We start from the raw sequence: 24,073 nt of genomic DNA, 5'->3' as shown, positions 1-24,073 counted from the left end.
TTCACGCTACGTCGATCAGACAGGGGATGTCCATTTCCAACATTGTCTGGGAACCGTGCACGCCGGGCAGCGACATGGCCATCTCCGTTTGCGTTCGGCTGTCCACCAAGGTGACATTGCCCGCGGCACACGCCACGACATCCCCAATGACGGGCATGATGCGCGGATCGACGGGTCCGTAAAATCCCGAATCCACAAGTTCCTGGCACGTACGGATCCACGCCTTGTCCCCCAGCCGGTCACGCCAGCGCTGTGCAATGTCTTGCGCATCTTCACCCGGCTGCGCGTACAGCGAGACGCATCGCGGTTCGCCGCCCACCAGTCGCACGCCTTGCGCCAATTGCGGCTCCTTGGCGATATCGATACGCATGCCGCCTTCCGCGGCCACCATGCCATGGTCGGCGACGATGACGATCAATGTGCCTTGGGGAACGCTGCGACGCAACAGTCCCAGCTGGGCGTCGGCCTTTTCGAGCGCTTCCACCCACGGTTCACTGCCCCATCCCGACGCGTGGCCGTTCTTGTCCACATCGCGCAAGTACAGGTAGGTCAATCCGGGTTCCTTGGCGGCGAGTGCCGCTTTTTTCACGCGCTGGTTGGGCCGTTCGTCGCTGATATAGTTGCTGCCGCGCAATGCAGCCTTGGTCATGGGCGAATGCGCGAATTTGTAGAGCCCCACGCTTGTGGCGCGCACGTCTTGCTCAGCGAGCTGTTCGAAAATGGTGGGCTGGCGCTGCAGGTCCAGCGGATCGAGCGCGTTTTTGAACTGGATGAGCTGGGCTATGGAGTCCTGTTCGGGATTGTATTGCGTGTATCCCGTCATGCCCGTCAGTCCCGGGCAGGTTCCTGTGCCGAAGGTTCCCATCGCGGCCACCGTGGTACTGGGTGAGCATGTGCTGATAGGGCGCTGGTTGACGCTGTTTTTCAAGAGCGAGCGCAGGTAGGGCGCATGTCCCGTGAATTCCTGCAGGTTCCAGTAGCCCAGGCCGTCCACAAGCACCACCACGGCGCTGCGCGCGTCGGGAATGCCGAGCGCTTCCTGCAATGCTTGGGGCTTCTGGTGTATGGCCGTGGCTACGGGTGTTCCCAATGCGGAGCTTACGGCCGGCAGCACGCTGGACAGGTGCAAGGCTCCTCCTCGCGCCTGCGTGGTGGCGCATGGCAGTCCTTCGGGCACGGCTTGGCCCGGCAACACGGTCGGCGCGGCGCTATCCCCATATGTCGCGGTGGGTACGAAGGACAGAAGCTCATGCATGCTCGGCAGTTCAATCATGCGTCCCATTCAACCACTCAGGCGTGAACACAAACACGCGCGATACATTGCGGGCGTTGCTATTATGGAAAGGTTGGTTATCGCTTGAGGAGTGGGTGCATGGCATCGCGTCGTACAAAGACAAAGACAAAATCGGACTTTGATCCCCGCACAGTTCACGAACATATTGTGGAAACGCCACTGAATGAGGAAATGAGCAAATCGTTCCTCGAGTATGCATATTCCGTTATCTATGCGCGCGCTTTGCCCGATGCGCGCGATGGCATGAAGCCCGTGCAGCGGCGCATTGTGTACCAGATGGGCCAAATGAACCTGTTGCCCACACGCGCGTACATGAAGTCGGCCCGTGTGGTGGGCGAAGTGATGGGCAAGCTGCATCCGCATGGCGATTCGGCCATTTATGAGGCCATGGTGCGTTTGGCCCAGCCTTTCGCCATGCGTCTGCCGCTGGTGGACGGCCACGGCAATTTCGGTTCGCTGGACGACGGTCCCGCAGCTTCGCGTTATACGGAGGCGCGCCTGGACGCGGCGGCCCTCGGCATGAACGCCGACATTGACGAGGATACTGTCGATTTCACGCCGAATTACGACAACAAGTTGCAGGAGCCGACGGTGCTGCCGGCCGCGTTGCCGAACCTGCTGGTCAACGGTGCCGCAGGCATCGCCGTGGGCATGGCCACAAACATGGCCACGCACAATGTGGGCGAAGTTGTGGCGGCCGCAAAATATGTGATGCGCCATCCCGACGCGACATTGGACGATCTTATGAAGTACGTGCCGGGACCGGACTGGCCGGGCGGCGGCACGATTATCGGTACCGACGGCATCCGTGACGCGTACGATCATGGCCGCGGCGCCGTCACCACGCGCGCCCGCACGCATATCGAGAACGTGACGGCCCGCAAGAAGGCGATTGTCGTCACCGAACTGCCGTACATGGTAGGACCGGAACGCGTGCTGGAACGCATTTCGGACGGAGTCAAGAACCATAAGCTTGAAGGCATTACGAGCGCCATCGACCTGACGGACCGCCATAACGGCACGCGCATCGTCATCGAAGTCAAAACGGGATACGATCCGAACGCCGTACTCGTGCAACTGCTCAAGCACACGCCGTTGCAGGAGAATTTCACGATCAACAATGTGGCGTTGGTCGACGGACGCCCCCACACGATGGGCCTGCGTGAAATGCTCGACGTATGGATCGGACACCGCCGTACCGTGATTCGCCGCCGTAGCGAATTCCGCAAGCGCAAGGCGCTCGACCGCCTGCATCTGGTGGAAGGCATGCTGCTGGCCATGGTCGACATCGACCAGGTCATCGCCGTGATCCGCTCCTCCGAAAACGCCGAGGCTGCCAAGGCCGGCCTTATGGACACGTTCGGACTCGACGACATCCAGTCGCAGTACATTCTCGATTTGCGCCTGCGGCGCCTGACGAAGATGAGCCGCATCGAACTGGAAGCCGAGCGCGACGACTTGCACGCCAAGCTTGAAGAGCTTGAACGCATTCTTTCATCCCAGGATACGCTTGACGAAGTGGTGATCAACGAGATGGACGAGGCTGTGGCCGCCTATGGCACGCCGCGCCGCACCGTGATCCTCGCCGCCGACGAATCGGGCACGCTGCGCCCCGTGCAAATCCAGGGCGACACGATGCCGTCCACAGCGCTGGCCGCGGCCCGCAACGCGACGATGCTTTCGAGCACGGCCGCGGATGTGGCCGCCGCACGCAAAAGCGCCGACGGCGATGTGACGCAGGCGCTGCAGATCGACGACGAACCGTGCGTGGTGGCCATGAGCGCCACGGGACTGATCGGACGTCTGCCCGCACAGGCGTATGACGCGTACCGCAAGGGCGACTACTGGCCCGGCGACGGGGAGCTGTCCGACAGCGTGATCACGTCGTTGATCCGCACCACCACACGCGCCGACTATGCGCTCGTCACTTCGCAGGGCCGCATGGTATTGGCGCATACGGTGGAACTGCCCGCGCTCAAACTGGCCGACGGCGCCATTTCTCTCGCAGGCGGCGTGCCTGCGGACGAGCTGATCACGGCCACGCAGAGTACGGATCCCATCGAAGGCGAACATGTGGTGGCCGCCGTAGCCATGACTCCCGTGGAAGAAGGGGACGAACCGCTCTCCCCCATGGCGATCGGCACGCGCAACGGCGTGGTCAAGCGCTGGAACCGCGAAGCGCCCACCACGATGGACTCGTGGATGGTTATGGCGCTCAAGGACGGCGACGAAGTCATTATGGCCGCCGACGCCGCCGACGCCGACCGCTTTGTGATGGTTGCTTCCGACGCCTCGTTGCTCACGTTCGACGCGCGCAACGTGCGCCCGCAGGGCCGCAATTCGGGCGGCATGGCCGGCATGCGCTTGGCCGAGGGAGCCCGTGTGCTCACGTGCGCCATCGTCCAGCAAGACGACATCGCATGGCATGAGGCGCAGACGGAAACCGACGAAGACGGCAACGAAACCGTAACGAGCACAGCCAGTGGCGCCGTTGTACTGACAGTCGCTGGCGATGCGAACGCACTGGATGGCACGGACAACGGTTCGGCCAAGATCACGCCGTATGCGCTCTACCCCACCAAGGGACGCGCGACAGGCGGCGTGCGCTCGCAACGCTTCTTGAAGGGCCAGAACACGCTGATCCGCGCCCATGTGGGCTTGTATCCGCTGCATGCCGTTACGCAGTCGGGCCACGCTGTGCCGCTACCGGCCGTGGATATGCGCCGTGACGGTTCGGGCACGCCGCTCGACGCCCCTATCGCCATGGTCGACTGACATCCGCCATTGGTTACCGGTATAAGGTCATGCCTTGGGGCGTAAACGTGAATCCCGCGGCGCGCAAGGCATGGAATACCGGTTGTCCCACGCGGATCGGCTCACCATTGCAGGTGTCGAACGACACTGAGGGACCGTGTTCGCGCAGAAGGTGACGGGCCAGGGCTTCGCAAGCGTCTTCAAGCAACGTGCCGGCCGATTCGAACGCTATAAGCCGCTTGGAACGTCCGGCCGTGCACAGGATCGGCCTGCCGTCACGCAATACCGTCAATGTTCCTTCTTTGCGTACAGGCTTGCCCGCGTCCTCTGGCAGCGCCGGCCATGCGATGGCGGCCCCATACAGCATGGCCGGATCGGTGGCGCCCAGCGTTACGGCGCGGACCGCGGTAGTGGAACCCGCCATGCGCAACGCGTCCACCGTCTCGCGCGCCGCGAACTGTGCCGCGCCGAATCCTTCCACGAACATGCCGCGTACCAGACTTCCATGCTCCTCCATGCGTGTCAGCACCGGATACAACGCGGAAAATCCTCCGGCAATCCCCGCCATGTCAACCAATGGCGGCGCGACCAGGCCATAACGGTCAAGCAATATTTCCACAAGATCGATGAGATGCTGCTCGGGCGTCAATGAGAACACCAGTTCTTGATCTGCGGTCACCAACCGCCACAATCCGGCCAAAGTTTTGGGCTGCGCCATGCGCGGCCGCATTCTATGGCGCATCGAGCGGACAGATCGCAGGGAACGCGCCACGCCATGCACGGCATGCGCGTGCAAAGTCCCCATCGACTCGCCCGCTTCATGGGCCCGCAAGGCTTCCAAAGCGCTGTTGGTCACCGTGCCTTGAGCCACCAACTGCCATAACGCCCGCTCAAATTGCTGGGTCGTCCACGTAGGTGTTACGAGTTCGCCCGTAAGATCGTCCACCAATGGTTCGCCGTACTGCGCCCATTGCTCGTTGGCGAGTGTGGTCAGCTGCGAAGCGTCATAGGCGCCGCCCTGTTCCAACACGGCAAGTATGGCGCGGCACAGCGGATCGTGCGGATCATCCGGCTTGGTTTGTGTTCCATTACCCGCCATTTGTACGGAATCGGCTGGATACCAGCGCACGCCGCGCTCGCCCATCACCCATGTCACCGCACCTTGCGCCACTATGGCGTCAAGCATGGAATGCGAGTAATCGCGCACGCGAGCGGGCAATATGCATGATTCCCACACGCTTAACGGCAATTCCACGCCTTCGCACTGTTCCAGCACGCGCAGCACGCCGTCGGGCCCCTCATACCGTTGAGCTCCCTCAGCGCCTACGCCCTGCAAGTCCAACAGGAAACGCTGGTAGTCGGCGCCCGTAACGGGCCGGATCGCCGCGCGTGCGCGGCGCAACGAACGCGAACGGATCATGCGCAGCACGGTGGCGTGCACCCATTGCTCAATATGGGCGGCCATGCGCGCGTCAAACCGCCCCTGCAACACTTCGCCGCGTTCCTTAAGCGCATCCAATACGCGCACACCCGTTTCGGCGTCCACACCAAGATCGGCAATCATTTGCGCCGCCGTAAATGGCCCATGCGTTTTCGCGTAACGGTTGACGCGTCCCGTCACGTCTTGCTCGTCAAGCTCGTTCCAGAACGACCGTTCGGCCAAGGCGTGCACCGTGTCATCAATGGATTCGGCGTCGAGCACACTCGCATAATCGGCTTCTCCAAGCAGCTGCTCCAACATGGCCGGATCCATGGAAAGCAACTGCGTGTTGCGTTCCGCGAGCGGCGCGTCCCCTTCATACATCACGGATCCCACAAAACCGAACATCAGATGTTCGGCCATTGGCGAGGGATAATCGGTGGTCACTTCATCAATAAGGATTTGGCCGGCTCCAATGCGCCCCATCACTTCCTTAAGCGCGGGCAGATCATATACGTCCTGCAAACATTCGCGCGTCGTTTCCAAAATCAGCGGGAAGTCCTTGATCGGACGCGCCGCTGCCAGCAACTGGCTGGCGCGCAAACGCTGCTGCCAGAGCGGCACGCGCTTGCCCGGATTCATGCGCGGCATGAATAGCGAACGCGCCGCCACTTCACGGAACCTACTCGCGAACAGCACGCTGCCACCCACCTGCTCGGTCACGATGCGCGTGAGGTCCTCGCAGTCGAAACGCATTGCACCCGCCACATCGATTGTGCCGTCGCCGTCCGGAAGCCGGATCACAATGCCGTCGTCCGCCGCGAAAATCTGTCCGGAAAATCCGTAGCGCTGCTGCAGTTTTGCATTGATCGCAAGCGCCCACGGCTCGTGGACGCGCCGGCCGAGTTGCGAGTGGATGAGAACGGTCCAGTCGCCTTCCTCGCTGCGCGTGTGCTCCACCACCATGCGTGTGGCGTCTGGGACAACGCCGGTGGACGCACGCTGGTCGGCCAAAAACATCGCCAAGTCGGCAATGGCGTTGTCGTCGAACCCGTCTTGCGCAAGTCGGTCGCGAACAGGCTCGGTGAACGTCGGACGGTTGCATATGTCGTTGTCCACGGCCGGCACGAAGCCCGCGTTCATGTCGTGCATCCACTGGGCTTGGGCCAGCCCGAACGTGTAGGACCGGCCCGCCTGGTCGCCGTGCCAGAACGGCAGGCGCGCGCTGCGCCCCGGGGCGGGGACTACCATGACGCGGTCGTTCGTGATCTTCTGGACCTGCCATGTGCTCGTGCCGAGCGTGATGATGTCCCCGACGCGCGTTTCATACACCATTTCTTCGTCGAGTTCCCCGACGCGTTTGGGTCCGCTGCCGGCTTGCGATTCAGGCAAGACGACCGTATACATGCCGCGGTCCGGTATGGTGCCTCCGCTCGTGACGGCCAAGCGTTGCGCTCCCGGGCGCGCGCTGATCATGCCGCTGTCTTCGGCGAACATGAGCGGCGGACGGAATGCTGAAAATTCCTCGCTGTTGTAGGCGCCCGTCAGCAGGTTGATTACGGAGTCGAACGCCTCGCGCCCCAATGCCGCATACGGCGCCGCTTTGCGGATCAGCGCATACCATGCGTCCACGGATACGGGTTCCATGCTTGCGGCCGCTACCGTCTGCTGGGCCAACACGTCAAGCGCGTTGCACACCATGGCGGTCGGTTCCAGCGCCCCCATGCGCATGTGTTCTACGGCCGTTCCCGTGGCCACGATCTCCTGGCGCGTCAGCGGATAGAGCAGGGCGTGAGACATGCCGCCCACCGTATGGTCGGCGCGGCCTACGCGCTGCAATCCCGAACTGATCGACAATGGGGGTGCGATCTGGATGACAAGATCCACCGACCCCATATCGATGCCAAGCTCAAGGCTGCTCGTCGCGATTACGCAGCGCAGCTTGCCGCGTTTCAAATCGTCCTCGATCTGTTTGCGCCGGTCTTTTGACACGGAACCGTGGTGCGCCATGGCGATTGTGGCGTCCGGATCGGGAGCGGACACGAGCATCGATGTGGATCCGTACGACCCCCTGCGGTGGCGCGGTTCCTGTGGGCCGTCCCCGTGTTGGCCCCATGCGGTTTGGATAACGTCGCCTTCCAGCGCTTTGACACGTTCGGCATACAGGTCGTTGACTTGTGCGGTCAAGCGTTCCGCCACACCACGCGAGTTGACAAATACGAGTGTCGTACGGTGTTCGAGAATAGCGTCCAGTACGCTACGTTGCACTTGCGGCCAAATGGAGAATGTGATTTGTGTCGACTGGGAGGCGTCCTCTACTGGCTCCTGCATCCGCGCCGGTTTGGAGACACGTTCGGAAACGTCGACCACGCGCAAATCCACGTGCGGCGGCGCCGACGCGTTGACGATGTGTACGGGCCGCGAACCGCCCAGAAATGCGGCAACTTCTTCCACAGGGTGCACGGTGGCGGACAATCCGATGCGTTGCGCCGGCGTTTCACATAGCGCGTCCAGCCGTTCTAGGCTTAACGCCAGATGCGAGCCTCGTTTGGTGCCGGCCAATGCGTGGATTTCGTCGAGGATCACTGTTTCGACGTGGCGCAATGTTTCACGCGCTTTCGAAGTGAGCATCAGATACAGCGACTCGGGTGTGGTAACAAGGATATCGGGCGCGTGGCGTGCAATGGCGGCGCGTGTTTTGGCGTCGGTGTCTCCGCTACGCATGGCCACACGCACTTCGGGAGCCGCAAGCCCTTGCGCCTCATACTGTTCGCTGATGCCGCGCAACGGAACGTCGAGATTTTTGGCCACATCCGCGCCCAAGGCTTTGAGCGGAGAAATATAGAGTACGCGCACCCCGTTGCGGCGGCTACGGTTATGCCCAGCCCGCTCGCGCATGATCGAATCGAGCGCTTCCAAAAACGCCGCAAGCGTCTTGCCTGATCCTGTAGGCGCAATGACAAGCGTATTGACGCCCGAACGGATGGCTGGCCACGCCTGCCGTTGGGCATCCGTCGGCTCGCCAAAGGTCTGCTTGAACCATTGACGCGTTTGTGGCGCAAAACCCTCCATGCATTCGATCATATGTTCGATTTTACATGGGGACTGTGGAATCGGCTAGTACCGTCGCGCGCCATCCATGCCATTCCCCGGCTACTTTGTCGTATACAGCCCCATCAGTACCGCGCCTACTGCCAGCAGCACGCATCCGAGAACAATAAAGCGCATCTGGCGCGCCGTCTTCCGCTCATGCAACACCACAATGCCGCCAAAAGTCGCCACGATCACGCCCAACTGCGACAAGGTTGTGGCCACAGCCTGCCCGGCGCTTGGAGATGCGCAGGCGATGAACACGCACACGTTGCCGGCCGCCCACATAAGGCCCGTAATAATGTTGCGGAATGTCGCCGGAGCGAAGAATTTGCCACTCTTGGCGTTGCGCAAAAGCGTCATGATAATAAGCACGCCGGCCACCTGGCCTATCGACTGCGGCAGCACGATGGCCGTCATATAGTACAGGCCGTTGCCGGAGGGCGCGTTGAACAGCGCGTCCGAAATATAGCCGATCTTGTGCATGAAGTTCGGGAAAATGAAAAACAGCATGTAGCCGAGCGTGGAAATGCCGATATAGATCAGGCCCCGCCGGAATTGGTCATGGGAAATGCGCCGGTACTGCATGGAATTCACCATTTCTCCCGCTTGCACGCCGTCGCCGGCGCCCTCAACCACCATTTGCGTGGTCGCGCGTTTGGGCTGCACGGAAGTGCAGATCGCGCCCGCACTAATCAAAATAATGGCGACCACACCGATAATCCACACGCGCACGCTCGTCCATTCGCCGAGCACAATCGCGCCAAGCAGCGCGTTGCCCACCACTTGTCCCGCCGTCGAAATCGGCAACGCCACGGACACGCCCAACGGACGCAACGCGGAATATTGGCCCACCTGTCCCACGGACCAGAACAGTCCCGAACACAATCCCACAATCCAAATATGCGAATCGAAAGCGAACGAACCACCGGTACGCGGCAATACGAAACATGCGCACGTGAGCACGCCAAAAATGAACGCGCCCAACGTCACACCCAACGATTGCTGGGTCGGCGTACCTTTGAGTTTGGTCGCAATAACACTCGTCGAACCCGTGAACAGTGCGGAAAGCAGTGCGAGTACGATGCCCATGCGTCAGTCCCTTCCGAGCATGCCGGCCGCGACGCGCATGCCATGAGGGGCGTCGGCGGAATTCCCACCACACTTACTCGCACACACCGACCCGAACAAAAAATTACGCCACTTGACACATCCTCTTGCGCATATCACGCGGGGACGCGATTGCCGAGCCGTTTGCGCAAACTCTCATGCATCACCACCATAAGCGTCGTAAAGAACAGCACATACCACGGCAGCAGACGAATCGACCAATATTGCGCAAGCAGGCCGAACAACGCCGGCATGAGCATCGCGCCAATATAAGCGAACGCCATTTGCACGCCCACAATGGCCTGCGATTTGTCGGCCCCAAAATACCCAGGTGTGGAATGGATGACGCACGGATAGATCGGCGCGCACCCGAAACCAAGAATTACGAACGCCACCAGCGTGGGCCATACGGAGGAAGTCGGAATAAAGAGCAGCACAATGCCAATGCCTAACAGAAGCTGGCCAAGGCGGATCATCATGGGATCGGAGAATTTCATGGTGAGCACGCCGCTTAAGAACCGTCCGGCAGTAATGCCGATGAAGAACAGCGCCGCAAACTGCGTGGCCTGCACCGCGTCTATATGGTTCGCATGCACCATATAGCTACTCACCCACAAAATGCACGTCTGTTCCACGGCGCAATAGCACAGGAACATCACGAGAATCTGCTTGGCTCCCGCAAGGCGCAAAACGCCGAGCAGCCCCAACGGTTTGCGCTTCTCCTCCACGGGCTCGATCACGCCGCCGTCGTCCACGGAAACGGGCGCATCCTCCTCCGCCTTGCTGGCGGCGGCCTTGCGCGAGACCCACAACGGGATGCTCAATGCAATGATCACGGTCAGTGCGATCTGCAGGAAGCCGATATAGCGGTAGCCCCACTGCCACCCCTGCTGGCGGCCGATGGCGTAACTCATAATGTACGGGCCGATCAGCGCTCCCAAACCCCACATACCGTGCAACCAGCTCATATGGCGACTCGAATAGTGCACGGCCACATAGTTGTTGATGGCCGCGTCCACGCATCCGGCGCCCAGCCCGTAAGGAATGGCGAGCAGGATCAGCACCCAGTAGTTCGGGGCGAACGAGAAACCGATTAACGCAAGCGCCGTGACGCCCACGAAACAGGCCGTGACTTTGCCCGCGCCAAACCGCAACGTCATGCGGTCGCTGACAAGCGCGGAAATGATCGTGCCCGCGCTAATCGTCATGGAAATGCCGCCCGCCCAGGAAAGCGGCGCATTGAGCGTGGTGATCATCGTCGGCCACGCCGCGCCCAGCAGCGAGTCGGGCAAACCCAAGGAAATGAACGACAAATAGATGACGGCGAGCAGCAGTGCAGCCATGCGTTCGCTCTCTTCTCATATTGCTGTGCAATTGCACAATATGCTACATAATTTCACATGGGACACGCGCGATAGTTCCGCGTGCGGGCAGACGCGTTACGCCCGCCATCGCGACCCACCGCAATCGCCATGACAAGCGCCAATGTCAGCATGCCTACGGCCGCCAACACCAGCCATGGAGTCCGTGACCCCGCTCCTGTCGCGGGCAACACGAACATCGCTTCATTGGCCACCTGCAACGTGTAGTATTTGGTACCTTTCACCTTGTCCTTGTGTGCATCGAGCAGCGTATATGCCCATGGCTCGTTGCAGTTGGCTGTCACAGGATCACAAGCCTTGTTGGCCGCGTCTTCGCCAAGCAATGCCATGGCGCCTCCGGAAATCGTGATGCCAATGGGATGGGCAAGCCGCCCGTAGCCTTCGGGAGACGCGATTTCCTCCACATAGTAAGTGCCGTCGGTAAGGCCGAGCACAAGCGTGGTGTCGTTGATCTTGTCTTCGCGCCTGACGTTTTCCTGGGTGGGGTTATCGCCGCTTTGACGGGTTTTGTCGCGGCGTCGGAGTCGTCAAAGTAGTAGATATGCAGATGAGTGCTTTTTCCACTTCGGGGTTTTCATACACGCTGTCTTGACTCACCAGACCAAAATACGGGGTGCCGTCCTCTGCGGTCAGCAAAGCGATGAATCCGTTGTTGCGCCACATTCGAATATACCCGTCGGCATCCTTGTCATCGTTCATGACAAGGCTGCCTGCAGGACGATTATCGCCATCGATCTCCCCGCTGCACCTCTTGGCCGTGCATCCCTGGGTTCGCCACAATAGAGGATTGTCGCCCGAGTTTCCTCCTTGATGGATAAGGTTTGTGGGAGCATCTTTGGGTACCGACCCTTGGATGCCGCCAGATTCATTCTTGGCCGATTTTGAGTAGAGCCTGATGCCGTTGGAGTTCAAACCATCGGTAGTAGTGCTGACCGCTTTGACCTTCCAATCAAACGCGTCCTTGAGGGTGGAGATCTGCCGGTCGGGCGAGTACACCATAATCTGCGAACGGTCGCCATTCGTGATGGCGAACGGATATTGTTTGTCAACCAAATATTGGAACAAATGATAGGATCTGTTGCCCTGTTCCTTTACAGCCACACCGGGAATCTCAAAAATGCGGTCATCATTGACATCAAATCCGACCGAAGCAGCACTTACGGTTCCCACCTCACTGTTGGACGCCACGGGTTCATGCTGGGCGTCCTCAGCGTTGTTGTCGGATTGATGTTCCCCCTCTTCCTCGGCCTCTCCAACTTCTTCGACTTTTGGACGTCTTCAGCTTCTTCAGTGCCAGCATTCGAAGAGTCCGCACCCGCGTCTTGCGCACTTTCCATGACGGAGCCGGCTTCTTTTTCTCCCGGCGACGGCTCACCCTCCCCTTCCGATTGTTCCTGCGCGCTATCCAGTTCCGTGCCGGTTGCGTCCTCTGGTTGCGTACCGCCTACGTCATCCTCGCCCCGCGTCCGTTGCAGGGGACCGTACTATCAAGTTCCGTGCCGGCTATATCTTCCAACTCTGCGTCGACCGCACTACTCCCGACCTGTGTCTGTCGCAGCAGGACCGCATCGGACGAATCAACCTCGACTCCCCGGGCGACGGGAGCCGTGGGAAACGCTACCGCAGTCATAAGCAGCATTATCAATATCGTGTAGAGCATACGGGCCCTATGGCGAAACCGCCCCGTCCCGCAATGGTCTCCATGTGGTTCCCGGGACATTTTTGATTCCTCCTCGAACCAAAAATTACGTATATATGTCAATCATAATATGATCATCATCAATTCAGCATAGGAATGCTATATAGTGGTCGCCAAGTATGCGGCGCACGAATCGCCGGAGAGAAAAACAGCGTTCGGTTGCCTGTGCCGCCCGGTAGCGTAGCAACCATGACACTTACGGTTGGATTTGTATTCGACGACACGCTCGATGTGCTGGACGGGGTGCAACAGCATATCGTGACACTTGGCCGCGAACTGGCGCGACGAGGACACACCGTGCACTATCTGGTAGGACAAACGGAACACAGCCCCATGGCGAACACGCATGTGATGGCCCGCAACGTCATGGTCCCGTTCAACGGCAACCGCATGCGCATCCCGCTTCCTGCGGACAAGCGCCATATCGCCGACGTGCTCCATGACACACATTTCGACGTGTTGCATGTGCAAGCTCCCTATTCGCCGTTCATGGCGGCGCGCGTCATCGAAGCCGCGGATCCGTCCACGGCGGTGGTGGCCACCTACCATATCGCGCCCAAAAACGTGCTGGCCGCGGTGGGAGGACAAGTGTTGGGGGCGATCAACGCACATTCGCATCGACGCATTGACGAAGTGGTCGCCGTCTCTTCCGTGGCCGCGCAATACGCCGCGCAAACTGCACGCACTTACGGTTCGATCATCGCCAATCCCGTTGATGTGCACGCCATGCGCGAGCTGGCCGCGAATGCGCCGGCTGCGCATGAAGGGCACCACATTGTATTTTTGGGTCGGTTTGTAGAGCGCAAAGGTGCGTCCCTGCTGCTGGACGCCATTGAATATGCGCAGCGCCACGACCTGTGGCCGGCGGACACGCATGTGACCTTTGCGGGCAAGGGCCCGCTATTGGAAGATTGCCAAGTGCGTGCAACCGGACTTTCCATCCCCACACGATTCCTCGGCTTTGTGGAAGAATCGGACAAGCCCGCCCTGTTGGCGAGCGCCGATGTGACCGTATTTCCATCCACGGGCGGCGAATCTTTCGGCATTGTGCTGTTGGAGGCCATCGCCGCGGGCGCGGGCGTCACGCTGGCCGGCGACAATCCTGGATACCGCTCCACGTTGCTCGGGGACGAGGATGCGCTGTTTTCGGTGGGCGCGGACCATGCGCGCGACTTGGCCGAGCGCATCGCCCACGCATTGCGCGATCCGCAGTGGGCGCATCAATTGCGCGAACGCCAGGAGAAGCTGCTCGAACGCTATGATGTGCATGCCGTCGCGGATCAGGTGGAACGCATTTATGGGCGTGCGCTGGCCAAACGCAACCGTTGATCAGGTGTCGATCTTGGATCGGTCGAAATCGTTCGCGTTGTCGACAATGAACTGACGGCGCGGCGGCACTTCGTCGCCCATGAGCAGGCTGAAGATTTCGTTCGCTTCCTGCGCCTCGATCATGCGGATGCGGCGCAGCATGCGCGTACGCGGGTCCATCGTGGTGTCGGCCAGCTGGTCGGCGTCCATCTCGCCAAGGCCCTTGTAGCGCTGGATGTCCGCGTCGTATCCGATTCCTTGCTCGTCGAGTTGGGCGAGTTTGCCCGCGAGCTCGTCGTCGGAATAGGTGTAAATGTATTCGCCCTTGCGCGGTCCCGTGAGCGCGATGCGGTGCAATGGAGGCACTGCGGCATATACGTGACCTTCTTCAATTAGCGGACGCATGTACCGGTAGAACAGTGTGAGCAGCAGCGTACGAATGTGTGCGCCGTCCACATCGGCGTCCGTCATCATGATGATCTTGTTGTAGCGCGCCTGGCTAATGTCGAAGGAAGCGGCCGATCCCGCGCCTACCACTTGGATGATGGCCGCGCATTCCTTGTTGGACAGCATCTGCGCGAGCGACGCCTTTTGCACGTTCAAAATCTTGCCACGAATCGGCAGCAGCGCCTGGAAACTCGAATTGCGGGCCGCTTTTGCAGTGCCGAGTGCGGAATCGCCCTCCACAATGAACAGTTCGGCCACATCGTCGTTGCCCGGCTGGCAGTCGGACAGCTTGGGCGGCATCGACGCGGATTCGAGCGCGTTCTTGCGGCGCGTGACTTCCTTGGTCTTGCGCGCCTGGATGCGGGCATGCATTTCGCCCACAATCTTTTCGAGCACACGCATCGACTGGTCTTTGAAGCCGCGCTTGGAACCCGTGATCATTTCACTGAACTGCTTGTCCGTCAATCGCGAGACGACGGACTTGACGGGAGCCGTGCCGAGCACGTCCTTCGTCTGTCCCTGGAACTGCGGTTCAGCGATGCGCACGGTCACGACGGCCACAAGGCCGGCGAGAATGTCGTCGCGGTCCACGCGGTTCTTCGAGTCTTTCAAGCTCACCTTGAGCTTACGGGCATTGTCTTCCACGGCCTTGCGGATCTGCTTGGTGATCGCGTTGAGGAAACCGTCCACGTGCATGCCGCCGCCCGGCGTCTCCACCACGTTGACGAAGCTGCGCAGCGTGGTGTCATAGCCGTCGGTCCACCGCATGGCGATGTCCACGTCGCAGGTACGCTCGATGTTTTCGGCGTGCAGGTCGCCGTTGTCGTCCACGGCCTGCGTTTCTTCGTGGTAGTGGCCTTGGCCGCTGATGCGCCAGATATGGGAGATTTCGTTGCCGTGGGACAGGAAGTCCACGAAATCCTCCACACCGCCCGTATGGCAGAACTCTTCCACGCGGCGGTGGGACGGCGCGTCCACAAGCGAAGCGTCGGGCTGCTCGGCATCCTCAAGCACGCGCTCGTCTTCAGCGTCGCGCAGCGGCGCCGGGTCTTCGGCGTTCCACTGCTTTTCAGCCTGCTCGTCTTGCGTTTCAACCTGTTCGGCATGGTCGGCCTGGGCCTCGGGAACATCGGTTTCCGTGAACGTATCGATCGAGGCGTCGCCCGTCTCCGGCACGTTCTCGTCAATGACGCGAATCGTCAGGCCCGGTACCAGGAAACTCGTCTGCCGTACGCGGTCGATGAGCTGGTCATAGTCGAATTGCGCGGTGGCGTTGAAAATCTCGGGATCCGCCCAATAGCGGATGCGCGTGCCCGTACGCTTCTTAGGGACGGAACCGATAATTTCCAGTTCCGTGGGACGGTTCTTGCGCGTCTTCTTGAACGGCGAGGACGGGGACGGATGCTCCGGATCGGCGTCCGTATATACGCCCGGATGCCCTTGGTGGAACGACATGTGGTAGGTGTTGCCGTCACGGTCCACTTCCACGTCCAGACGCGAGCTCAGCGCGTTGACTACGGACGAGCCCACGCCATGCAAGCCGCCCGAAGCGTCATAGGAGGAGTTGCCGAACTTGGCGCCCGCGTGCAGTTTCGTAAGCACGACTTCCACGCCCGTCAGCTTCGTTTTCGGTTCCACGTCCACCGGAATGCCGCGGCCGTCATCAGCCACTTCCACTGATCCGTCACGGTGCAAGGTGACGGTGATGTGCTTGCAGAATCCCGCGAGCGCCTCGTCGACGGAATTGTCGATGATTTCCCACAGGCAGTGCATAAGGCCTTGCGTGTCGGTAGTGCCGATATACATGCCCGGGCGCTTGCGCACGGCGTCAAGGCCTTCGAGCACGGTAAGGTTTTCCGCCCCGTATGTGTTTTGTGTTGTTGCCATCTTCCCTCTTCAACGGCGCCGTTGCGGCGCCCCGTATGTACGCAAAAAACGGCGATTGTTACTCGCCGTTCTTTGGTTCACGCTTAATGTACGCTCGTCTCACTGGTCCAGGAAGTCGCGCAGCGTCTGGGAACGAGACGGGTGGCGCAACTTGGACATGGTCTTCGACTCGATCTGGCGAATACGCTCACGCGTCACACCGTAGACGCGGCCGATGTCGTCAAGCGTCTTCGGCTGGCCGTCTTCCAGGCCATAGCGCATCTTGATCACGCCGGCTTCACGCGGCGAAAGCGTCTCGAGCACTTCCTTAAACTGCTCCTGCAGCAGGGAGAAGGCCACGGCTTCCGAAGGTGCGATGGCGTCGGTATCCTCGATCAGGTCGCCGAATTCGGAGTCGCCGTCCTCACCCAGCGGCGTATGCAGGGAGATTGGCTCACGACCATACTTCTGCACTTCCTGCACCTTCTCGACAGGCATGTCGAGCTCGCGGGCCAGCTCGTCCGGCGTAGGTTCGCGGCCAAGATCCTGCAGCATCTGGCGCTGGACGCGCGAAAGCTTGTTGATCACTTCCACCATGTGCACGGGCACGCGGATGGTACGCGCCTGGTCGGCCATGGCGCGCGTAATGGCCTGGCGAATCCACCACGTGGCATAGGTGGAGAACTTGAAGCCCTTCTTCCAGTCGAACTTCTCCACGGCGCGGATCAGGCCGAGGTTGCCTTCCTGGATCAGGTCGAGGAACAGCATGCCGCGGCCCGTATAACGCTTGGCCAGCGACACCACGAGTCGCAGGTTGGCTTCCAGCAGGTGGTCCTTGGCTTTCTTGCCGTCATTGGCGGCCCACTTGAGCTCGCGCTTGCGGCGGAACTCCATGTTGTCGCTTTGTGTGTCAAGCAGGTGCTGCGCATACAGGCCGGCCTCAATACGCTCGGAAAGGTCGACTTCCTGTTCTGCGTTCAACAGGTTCACGCGGCCGATCTGCTTCAAGTAATCCTTGACGGGATCCGCGGTGGCGCCCGTGGTCACCACGCGGCGCTTCGGATTGGTCGTGTTGCGGCGTACGGGCTTGTGTACCACGACCTCGTCGTCATCGGTGTCGGTGACGACAAACGCGCCCTTGGCGGTCGGAGGCGTGACGGTCTTGTCGTCTTCGTCATCCTCGTCCTCGTCGTCTTCCGGCTCCGACTCGTGATCCTCGTCGAGATCGTCTTCCTCGTCCCCGGATTCCTCATCAAGATCCACGTCGAGATCGATGTCTTCGTCCTCAAGGTCCTCCGCGTCCTGCGGCATGTCCTGCTCATCATCGTCGTGGATGGCGTCCTGCGTCTTCTTGGCCTTGCCGCGACGCGTCTTCGTGGCGGTCTTCTTGGCCGCGGACTTGGTGGCACGGCCCTTCTTTGCGGTTGCCGTAGCGGTTTCCTCTTCGGCCATCAGCTCGTCCTGAGCGTCAGCTTCAGCGCGCGCCGCCGTGGCCTTCTTCTTGGTTGCCGCCGTGTTCCTCGTTGCCAAACTCACCCTCCTGAGACTTTACGAATGAGACGAACTTGGGCCCAATTATGGCAAGCGCAAGTTCATCAACTATTGGAGTTAACCACGGAACGCGGACGATTATTCCGGCCTTTTCCGGAGTTTCTCTTGACGGGCCGCCGGGAATGGTTTATATTCTTCAATTCTCGATTTTGCCATCTCATAACCATGGGCCACTATGCGGGCGAAATAACAATCGGCTTGCCCACGCTCGCCGGGCCTATGCCATAGGTCATGGCACGCATGAGGATCACGGCCAACGAACAGCGCGCGTCCAGCGCGAGCGCCTTGCGCGCGTATGTGACGGCCTCGCCCTCCCCTCTCCACCACAGCGCATAGGCAAGCAGCGCGTATGGTTGCACGCGGAACTCCTCGGGCGCGGACTGGATCATCGTACGGATGAACGCGAGCGCACGGTAGAACAGCTTCTGGTCGGGTCCTGACGTGCTATCAAAAGATTGCGTGAGCAAACGCGTCATGCGCTTGGTGTTCTCGGGCGAGCGCGCATGCGTCATACATCGCGCGAGCAACGCCTCGTCCTAATGCCCACGCGGCACGATCATGCTCATGATCAGCACGTCGCGTACGGCAAGCACTTGCGTCATTCCTATGGTCAGTTCCGCGACCATAGCCGGATCGGCCGTCTGCGCAGACCCTTCCAACCATTCGATCCAGTGATGCAGCGGCTGCGTCATCATGATCGAAAGCGCCCCGGCCGTACCTTGGTCCTTGCGCAAAATATACAGCTGTTCATACAGCGCCTCATAGGAGCTTGCCCGTCGGTACGCTGACACCTGCGGCGTGGTCGGTGTGGTGTCTTCCATATTCTCCCCTCCTCTGAATGTCTTGTGCGTCAGCTCATAGATGGCGCACATATCTATCGTGGAGGCTTTTTTTCGTCCATTGCACGCCGCGGCGCCGCGTGTGGTTAACTGGCCGCCCATTGCCGGCCGATGTGCACAACCGCGAGCGCCGTCCATACTGGCGTCCCCAATGTCGCATGGATGTGGGTGAATACCTCGTATGAGCGCCGAACAAGATTTGCATCATATTGAGTCCCAGATTGCCCGACTCGTACGCGAGTACTGCGGCATTCCCAACATGGATTACCTCGGTCCGAGCCTCACCACCGTGATGCAAGGCATTATCGACCAGGCGGCCGCATCCAGCGAGGGCGGCAAACGCCTGCGCGCGCTACTGACGCTGGCGGCCTACGACTGCGTGATGCGCAGCCTGCACTCCGGCGACATGCGCCCCGCCAACCGTGAGGCCGTCGTCACTCTGGCGTGCGCGCTTGAAGTGTTTCAGACGGCCGCACTCGTGCACGACGACATTATTGACGAATCCGATTTGCGTCGCGGCAAGCCTTCGGCCCATCGCGCGCTCGCGGGCCTTATGCATAGCGATGTGGACGGCAACGGATTGGGCATCATGCTCGGCGACCTGCTCGCCACGGCCTCGATCCGCATCGCCCACGACGCCACGCGCCCGCTGCCGCACGCGCAAGAGTTGCTGGACGTATTTGTCGACACACAGCATGATGTGGAAATCGGCCAGGTGCTTGATGTGGCGACCGCCACGATTCCATTGAACGATCCGGCCGCGCTCGCCAAAGCCTCGCTGGACGTGTTCCGTTGGAAAACCGCAAGCTATACCACCATCGCCCCGTTGCATTTGGCATTCCTCGCTGCGGGCATGGCTCCCCGCGAAGCCAAGGCCCATGCGCTGGCCATCGGGGAGCCGTTGGGCGTCGCGTTCCAGCTGGCCGACGATCTGCTCGACGTTACGGGATCCTCAAAGAACACGGGCAAGCCGATTGGCGGCGACATCAAGGAAGGCAAGCGCACGGTGTTGCTGGCCGATTTGATCAACCGTGCCGACGAGGAACAGCGCACCGACATCACCGCCATCTTCTGCGCGCCCACACGCAGCGACGAGGATGTCGACCATATTATCGACTTGTACCAGCGCACAGGTGCGCTCGACGCGAGCCGCGACCGCATCCGGCAATTGTGGAACGAAAGTTGTGCCGCTCTGGGTACGCTGGGACTGCAGCCCTACGATGAAGCGGCATTACGCGCAATGTGTGCACATTTTGTTCCGTCTTCTCTGGTAAGCGAATAGCCATATTACAATGGGACCATTGAAACGGTCATACTAACCGACGGCAAAAGGAACGGCCAATCCATATGAGTGACGACGCACGTATACAAGAAGGGTCCATGTTCGACGGACGGTACCGCATCGTCAAAAAAATTGCCGACGGCGGCATGGCCACCGTATATTTGGCCCGCGATGAACGGCTGGGCCGCATGGTCGCCATCAAAATCATGCATGTGCAGCTCGCGCAGGGACCGCATCGCGCGCAGTTCGTGGAGCGGTTCCGCAGGGAGGCGAAATCGGCCGCGGCCATCGCCAACCCGCATATCGTGCAAGTGTATGACAGCGGCGAGTACGCGGGACTCGACTATCTGGTCATGGAATATGTGGAGGGCATGAACCTGCGCCAGCGCATGGCGCAGCAGGGCACGTTCAGCGTACGCGAGACGTTGCGCGTCGTGGCGGAGACGTTGGACGGACTGGCCGCCGCACACAATGCGAGCGTTGTCCACCGTGACATCAAGCCCGAGAATATTCTGCTCAACCGGCGCGGCCGCGTACAAATCACCGATTTCGGCCTCGCGAAGGCCGTTTCCCAGGCCACGCTGTCCACTACGGGAATGCTCTTGGGCACGGCCGCATATCTTGCTCCGGAAATGATTGAACAGAATCTCGCTACCGCGCAAGGCGACTGCTATTCAGTCGGCATTATGGCTTGGGAAATGCTGACGGGACAGGTGCCGTTCCATTCCGACAATCCCGCCACACTCATTTTTAAGCACGTCAACGAGAATGTGCCGTCCGTCGCCACCGTCTGCCGCGGCATCGATCCGAAAGTCGCGGACTTCATTTCCTATCTCACGGCCCGTCGTATCAACGACCGTCCGGAAACCGCCGAACATGCGCTCAATACGTTGCGCGCCTTGATGCCCACGCTTAGCGCGCAGGCGCTCGACTATCGTTACGATCCGTCCGCGGACCGGCTCAATTCGCTGGAAGACGCCGACGTCATGGGACTGTCCGCACATTTCGCCACCTCGGACGCCACGAGCGCGCAAGTTCATGAAATGTGGAAGAACAACGCTTCCGCCACCCCGCAATTGCAAGGTACTTCCGCAGAGGATGGCGCCGGCACGGGCGCGAAACCGGACAGCGGTTCTCCGCGCACGGCGCCGAACCCGGCCGACGAACCGGAAACTGTCGCCATGGAGCAAAACGGCCACCAGCAGGTGGCGGCCACGTCGCTGATGCCGTCGGGAGCCGCGGAAAACGGCTTGGCCGTCGATTTGCCCTCCCCCATCGCCGCGGACTTGCAAGATCCGAACAAGGCGGCGACTATCGCGGCGCATTCGGGCGTCAACCAGCCGCGCACGTTCAAGTCGCGCCGCGGACTGATCGCCATCATTATCGGGCTGGCCGTAGCCGTGCTCGGCAGCGCGGGAACGGCGTTATGGTATTTCATTGGCCCGGGAAGCTACTGGAGCATGCCGCAGGTACCGGAGCTGCACTGCAAAGAGAACGTGACATGTCCGATTACCAACGTGGAGTGGACCACGTATGAAACGGCCCTCAAAAACGCGGGCATCAGCTACACCACGGAGGAGGCGTATAGCGATACCGTGAAAACGGGCGATGTGATCGCCACTGATCCGGCCGATGTGGGCGCCCATGTGAGCAAGCGCAACAAGCAGATTGTGGACGTGACGATTTCCAAGGGCATTCGCCCGGCCACGGTCCCGGCCGACATTCTCGATCCGAGCAGCGCCAGTGGCAAGGATCCAATCGCCGCGCTGCAGAACGCGGGATTTACGAATATCGTGCACAACACGAATGACGACCAATGGTCGCTGGACGTGCCGGAAGGCGCGGCCATCAGCATTACGCCGGATCCGGGCGCCACCGTGAACCACAACGACCAGGTGACCGTGGTGCTGTCGAAGGGACCGATGCCCGTCAATATGCCGAATGTGGTGGGCAAGACGCGCAGCGACGCGGGCGCCATGCTCGACGCGCTCAAGCTCAAGGCCACCTATACGGAAGAGTTCAGCGACAACATCAAGGCGGGTGTGGTCATCTCCACCTCGGTTCCCGCCGACACGCAACTCAAGTGGGGCGACTCGGTGACGGTCGCGGTATCCAAGGGCCCGCAGATGGTGACATTGCCCGACGTGGTTGGCAAGAGCACCGACGAGGCCAAGAAAACGCTTGAGGATCTGGGGCTTAAGGTGAAAGTGAACGCGCCGCTGGGCGACTGGACGCATACGGTGCGATTCCAGTCTCCCAAGGCCGGCGAATCGGTTCGCTTGCACAATGAGCAGGGAGAGCCTACGGAAATCACGCTGACGATCGCGTAACGGCGCCTTTGCCGTTGTATATGCCTTGCATACGCTTTCCATACGCCAATGGGCGGCACGCTGGTGATCATGATGACCATTCCTAGCCATTCCCGATCACTCCACGTGCCGCCCATTTTTTGACGGTCACCAGCTGTTGACAGTTACTTGTCGCGTTCCTCGAGCTGGCCTTCCATCTGGGACTGAAGCTCGGCTTCGTCCTTCATCTGCTGCTTGATGACCTGCGCGTACTCGTTGACATATTCCTGACCGCTCATGCGCTGGATCTTCTGCACAATGCGGTCCGTCAACTCGCGCAGCTGCTCGTGCGTAACGGTGTCCGCAGCCTGACGCTGAACCTGGATCGGCTTGCCGTAAATGACCTTGGTATGGCCCTTGCCCGGAATGATCTGACCCGGCTTTTGCAGCTCGCGCGAACCGATGATGGCCGTCGGGATAATCGGGCAGCCCGTTTCGAACGCAAGGCGCGCGACGCCCGTATGACCCTTGTAGAGGCGCCCGTCGGGGCTGCGCGTACCTTCCACATGGATGCCGAACAGATGACCGTCTTCAATAATCTCGCGCGCGTGTTCCAGCGCGCCCATGGACTTGGAGCCGCCCGAACGGTCCACGGGGAACACGCCGGCGGATTCGAAGAACCACTTCTTGATCTTGCCCTTGACGCCCTTGCCTTCAAAGTATTCGGCCTTGCCCATGAAATGGATCATGCGCGGGCATGTCAGCGGCAGCAACGCGTCGTCGATAACGGCCAAATGGTTGGCCGCGATGATGCCGCCTCCATTACGTGGAATGTTGTTCAGGCCTTCCGCAGTGGGGTGCATGCGATGCGCCGCAACCGGACCGAACACTTTTACAAAAAACCAATACAACATATTCTGGTTGCCCCTCTCGCGGTTCCACGTTTGCCCATGTACAGTATGACTATGACTGACCTTAAGAATACCAACGATCCTGAAGATCGTTCGAGAAATATCCCCCTAGAGGATACTTCCCCGGTCAAGTCCCCTACTGGCGACAGCGATTGGGAAGCTTTTGTACAAAGCCACGCGCAGGATCTGCAAGACGTGGAGCACTCGCGCGCGGCCCGTAAATTCGAGCGGCAGGCCAAGCGGTCGGAGAAGGAGCCGCTGGTCTCCGTGGACGACCTGAAACGTCGGGCGTTCGTGGCCGGCAACCGCCATGCGGTTCCTGGCGGCGGCATGCATGATGTTGGACGAAGTGCGGGCCCGCGCGACCATACCACTTCGAGCTGGCTCGATACCGACGATGTCATGGACCAGGGCGACGAATTCACGCCGCCGAATCCGGAACTCGGTAAGCCCAACACCACGAGACTGGTGCTCTGGCTGTTGTTCTTGGCTGGGATATTCGGCATTATGTTGTCGGTGTTCGTCCACGTCATTTCGGGGCTGCTCACCGCCATCTTCGGCTGTTGCTTCTTGTTGGGAGCTGCCGGTATTGTCATGATGCATAAGGGGCATGATGATACCAAGTCGGGCCCACAGGACGATGGCGCCCGCGTATAAATCGCATAGATTGCGTACGTTGCGCAAATCGCGCTAATCGTGCATAACCGCGCCAGCTGCGCGCAGCATAGACCGCGCATCAAATAGACCGCGCAAGCCGAGCAGACCGCACCAGCTGCGCCGCAAACTGTAACAATTGGATAATGAATAAAAAAATGGGACCGGCTCAAAGGCG

16 protein-coding genes are annotated in these 24,073 nt (G+C 60.4%); 5 read left to right on the top strand and 11 right to left on the bottom strand.

Translation table 11 applies throughout. From position 1 onward, the window contains the following. Position 1: 1 nt before the first annotated feature. Positions 2 to 1,282: an alkaline phosphatase family protein gene (locus BMAGN_RS02400; RefSeq protein WP_026501846.1), complete on the bottom strand. Its 1,281-nt coding sequence runs from the start codon at positions 1,280 to 1,282 to the stop codon at positions 2 to 4. 90 nt (positions 1,283 to 1,372) lie between these two features. On the opposite strand from BMAGN_RS02400, the gene BMAGN_RS02395 reads away from it, so the two are divergent. Continuing rightward, positions 1,373 to 4,069 carry a DNA gyrase/topoisomerase IV subunit A gene (locus tag BMAGN_RS02395; protein ID WP_022859120.1) on the top strand — a complete coding sequence of 899 codons (2,697 nt, stop codon included), beginning with the start codon at positions 1,373 to 1,375 and terminating at the stop codon, positions 4,067 to 4,069. Between the two features lie 13 nt (positions 4,070 to 4,082). Here BMAGN_RS02395 and BMAGN_RS02390 read toward each other — a convergent pair whose 3' ends face one another. The 5 genes from BMAGN_RS02390 to BMAGN_RS02370 all read right to left on the bottom strand — a co-directional run bounded on the left by BMAGN_RS02390 (position 4,083) and on the right by BMAGN_RS02370 (position 12,238). Beyond that, entirely contained in the window at positions 4,083 to 8,552 is a 4,470-nt protein-coding gene (locus BMAGN_RS02390; RefSeq protein ID WP_022859119.1) for a DEAD/DEAH box helicase, read from the bottom strand. A gap of 69 nt (positions 8,553 to 8,621) precedes the next feature. Further along, the gene (locus BMAGN_RS02385) at positions 8,622 to 9,650 is read right to left on the bottom strand and encodes a GRP family sugar transporter (protein WP_022859118.1); all 1,029 of its coding nucleotides are present in this window, start codon (positions 9,648 to 9,650) and stop codon (positions 8,622 to 8,624) included. 134 nt (positions 9,651 to 9,784) lie between these two features. Next, entirely contained in the window at positions 9,785 to 11,011 is a 1,227-nt protein-coding gene (locus BMAGN_RS02380; RefSeq protein ID WP_022859117.1) for an MFS transporter, read from the bottom strand. Positions 11,012 to 11,064: 53 nt separating this feature from the next. After that, a complete protein-coding gene (locus BMAGN_RS02375; RefSeq protein ID WP_022859116.1) occupies positions 11,065 to 11,484 on the bottom strand; it encodes a prealbumin-like fold domain-containing protein in 420 nt (139 codons plus the stop codon). Between the two features lie 52 nt (positions 11,485 to 11,536). Then, positions 11,537 to 12,238 (bottom strand): hypothetical protein, encoded by a 702-nt coding sequence (locus BMAGN_RS02370; RefSeq protein ID WP_022859115.1) that lies wholly within the window; start codon positions 12,236 to 12,238, stop codon positions 11,537 to 11,539. Positions 12,239 to 12,938: 700 nt separating this feature from the next. Between BMAGN_RS02370 and BMAGN_RS02360 the strand changes: the two genes are divergently transcribed. Beyond that, entirely contained in the window at positions 12,939 to 14,078 is a 1,140-nt protein-coding gene (locus BMAGN_RS02360) for a glycosyltransferase family 4 protein (RefSeq protein WP_022859113.1), read from the top strand. Here BMAGN_RS02360 and BMAGN_RS02355 read toward each other — a convergent pair whose 3' ends face one another. The 4 genes from BMAGN_RS02355 to BMAGN_RS02340 form a co-directional block, all read right to left on the bottom strand. Next, entirely contained in the window at positions 14,079 to 16,391 is a 2,313-nt protein-coding gene (locus BMAGN_RS02355) for a DNA gyrase/topoisomerase IV subunit B (RefSeq protein WP_022859112.1), read from the bottom strand. It abuts the gene before it with no gap. 99 nt (positions 16,392 to 16,490) lie between these two features. Then, positions 16,491 to 17,900 carry an RNA polymerase sigma factor gene (locus tag BMAGN_RS02350; protein ID WP_022859111.1) on the bottom strand — a complete coding sequence of 470 codons (1,410 nt, stop codon included), beginning with the start codon at positions 17,898 to 17,900 and terminating at the stop codon, positions 16,491 to 16,493. Between the two features lie 194 nt (positions 17,901 to 18,094). Beyond that, positions 18,095 to 18,448 carry a DUF4192 family protein gene (locus BMAGN_RS02345; RefSeq protein WP_160257202.1) on the bottom strand — a complete coding sequence of 118 codons (354 nt, stop codon included), beginning with the start codon at positions 18,446 to 18,448 and terminating at the stop codon, positions 18,095 to 18,097. Between the two features lie 9 nt (positions 18,449 to 18,457). Next, complete coding sequence (locus tag BMAGN_RS02340; protein WP_022859109.1) at positions 18,458 to 18,742, bottom strand: hypothetical protein; 285 nt, start codon at positions 18,740 to 18,742, stop codon at positions 18,458 to 18,460. A 199-nt stretch (positions 18,743 to 18,941) separates the two neighbouring features. Here BMAGN_RS02340 and BMAGN_RS02335 point away from each other — a divergent pair, with 199 nt between their 5' ends. Both BMAGN_RS02335 and BMAGN_RS02330 read left to right on the top strand, forming a co-directional pair. Further along, on the top strand, positions 18,942 to 20,042 hold the full coding sequence (locus tag BMAGN_RS02335) for a polyprenyl synthetase family protein (RefSeq protein ID WP_034250278.1): 1,101 nt from the start codon (positions 18,942 to 18,944) through the stop codon (positions 20,040 to 20,042). A 65-nt stretch (positions 20,043 to 20,107) separates the two neighbouring features. Then, the gene (locus BMAGN_RS02330; protein ID WP_022859107.1) at positions 20,108 to 22,372 is read left to right on the top strand and encodes a Stk1 family PASTA domain-containing Ser/Thr kinase; all 2,265 of its coding nucleotides are present in this window, start codon (positions 20,108 to 20,110) and stop codon (positions 22,370 to 22,372) included. 143 nt (positions 22,373 to 22,515) lie between these two features. On the opposite strand, the gene BMAGN_RS02325 is transcribed toward BMAGN_RS02330, so the two are convergent. Next, positions 22,516 to 23,244 carry a lysophospholipid acyltransferase family protein gene (locus BMAGN_RS02325; protein WP_022859106.1) on the bottom strand — a complete coding sequence of 243 codons (729 nt, stop codon included), beginning with the start codon at positions 23,242 to 23,244 and terminating at the stop codon, positions 22,516 to 22,518. 51 nt (positions 23,245 to 23,295) lie between these two features. On the opposite strand from BMAGN_RS02325, the gene BMAGN_RS02320 reads away from it, so the two are divergent. Further along, entirely contained in the window at positions 23,296 to 23,898 is a 603-nt protein-coding gene (locus tag BMAGN_RS02320; protein ID WP_026501842.1) for a hypothetical protein, read from the top strand. Positions 23,899 to 24,073 lie beyond the last annotated feature (175 nt).

The sequence above is a fragment of the Bifidobacterium magnum genome (assembly GCF_000741255.1).
In the GTDB taxonomy this organism is placed as follows: Bacteria; Actinomycetota; Actinomycetes; order Actinomycetales; family Bifidobacteriaceae; genus Bifidobacterium; species Bifidobacterium magnum.
Note: the sequence above shows the minus strand (reverse complement) of the source record. Positions and strands in the feature narration are given on the sequence as shown.

What these genes read in the sequence shown, in the direction of transcription:
- BMAGN_RS02380 (WP_022859117.1), bottom strand. Translation starts at nt 11,011, where the DNA reads ATGGCTGCACTGCTGCTCGCCGTCATCTATTTGTCGTTCATTTCCTTG.
- BMAGN_RS02355 (WP_022859112.1), bottom strand. Translation starts at nt 16,391, where the DNA reads ATGGCAACAACACAAAACACATACGGGGCGGAAAACCTTACCGTGCTC.
- BMAGN_RS02400 (WP_026501846.1), bottom strand. Translation starts at nt 1,282, where the DNA reads ATGGGACGCATGATTGAACTGCCGAGCATGCATGAGCTTCTGTCCTTC.
- BMAGN_RS02330 (WP_022859107.1), top strand. Translation starts at nt 20,108, where the DNA reads ATGAGTGACGACGCACGTATACAAGAAGGGTCCATGTTCGACGGACGG.
- BMAGN_RS02335 (WP_034250278.1), top strand. Translation starts at nt 18,942, where the DNA reads ATGAGCGCCGAACAAGATTTGCATCATATTGAGTCCCAGATTGCCCGA.
- BMAGN_RS02360 (WP_022859113.1), top strand. Translation starts at nt 12,939, where the DNA reads ATGACACTTACGGTTGGATTTGTATTCGACGACACGCTCGATGTGCTG.
- BMAGN_RS02385 (WP_022859118.1), bottom strand. Translation starts at nt 9,650, where the DNA reads ATGGGCATCGTACTCGCACTGCTTTCCGCACTGTTCACGGGTTCGACG.
- BMAGN_RS02395 (WP_022859120.1), top strand. Translation starts at nt 1,373, where the DNA reads ATGGCATCGCGTCGTACAAAGACAAAGACAAAATCGGACTTTGATCCC.
- BMAGN_RS02390 (WP_022859119.1), bottom strand. Translation starts at nt 8,552, where the DNA reads ATGATCGAATGCATGGAGGGTTTTGCGCCACAAACGCGTCAATGGTTC.
- BMAGN_RS02325 (WP_022859106.1), bottom strand. Translation starts at nt 23,244, where the DNA reads ATGTTGTATTGGTTTTTTGTAAAAGTGTTCGGTCCGGTTGCGGCGCAT.
- BMAGN_RS02340 (WP_022859109.1), bottom strand. Translation starts at nt 18,742, where the DNA reads ATGGAAGACACCACACCGACCACGCCGCAGGTGTCAGCGTACCGACGG.
- BMAGN_RS02320 (WP_026501842.1), top strand. Translation starts at nt 23,296, where the DNA reads ATGACTGACCTTAAGAATACCAACGATCCTGAAGATCGTTCGAGAAAT.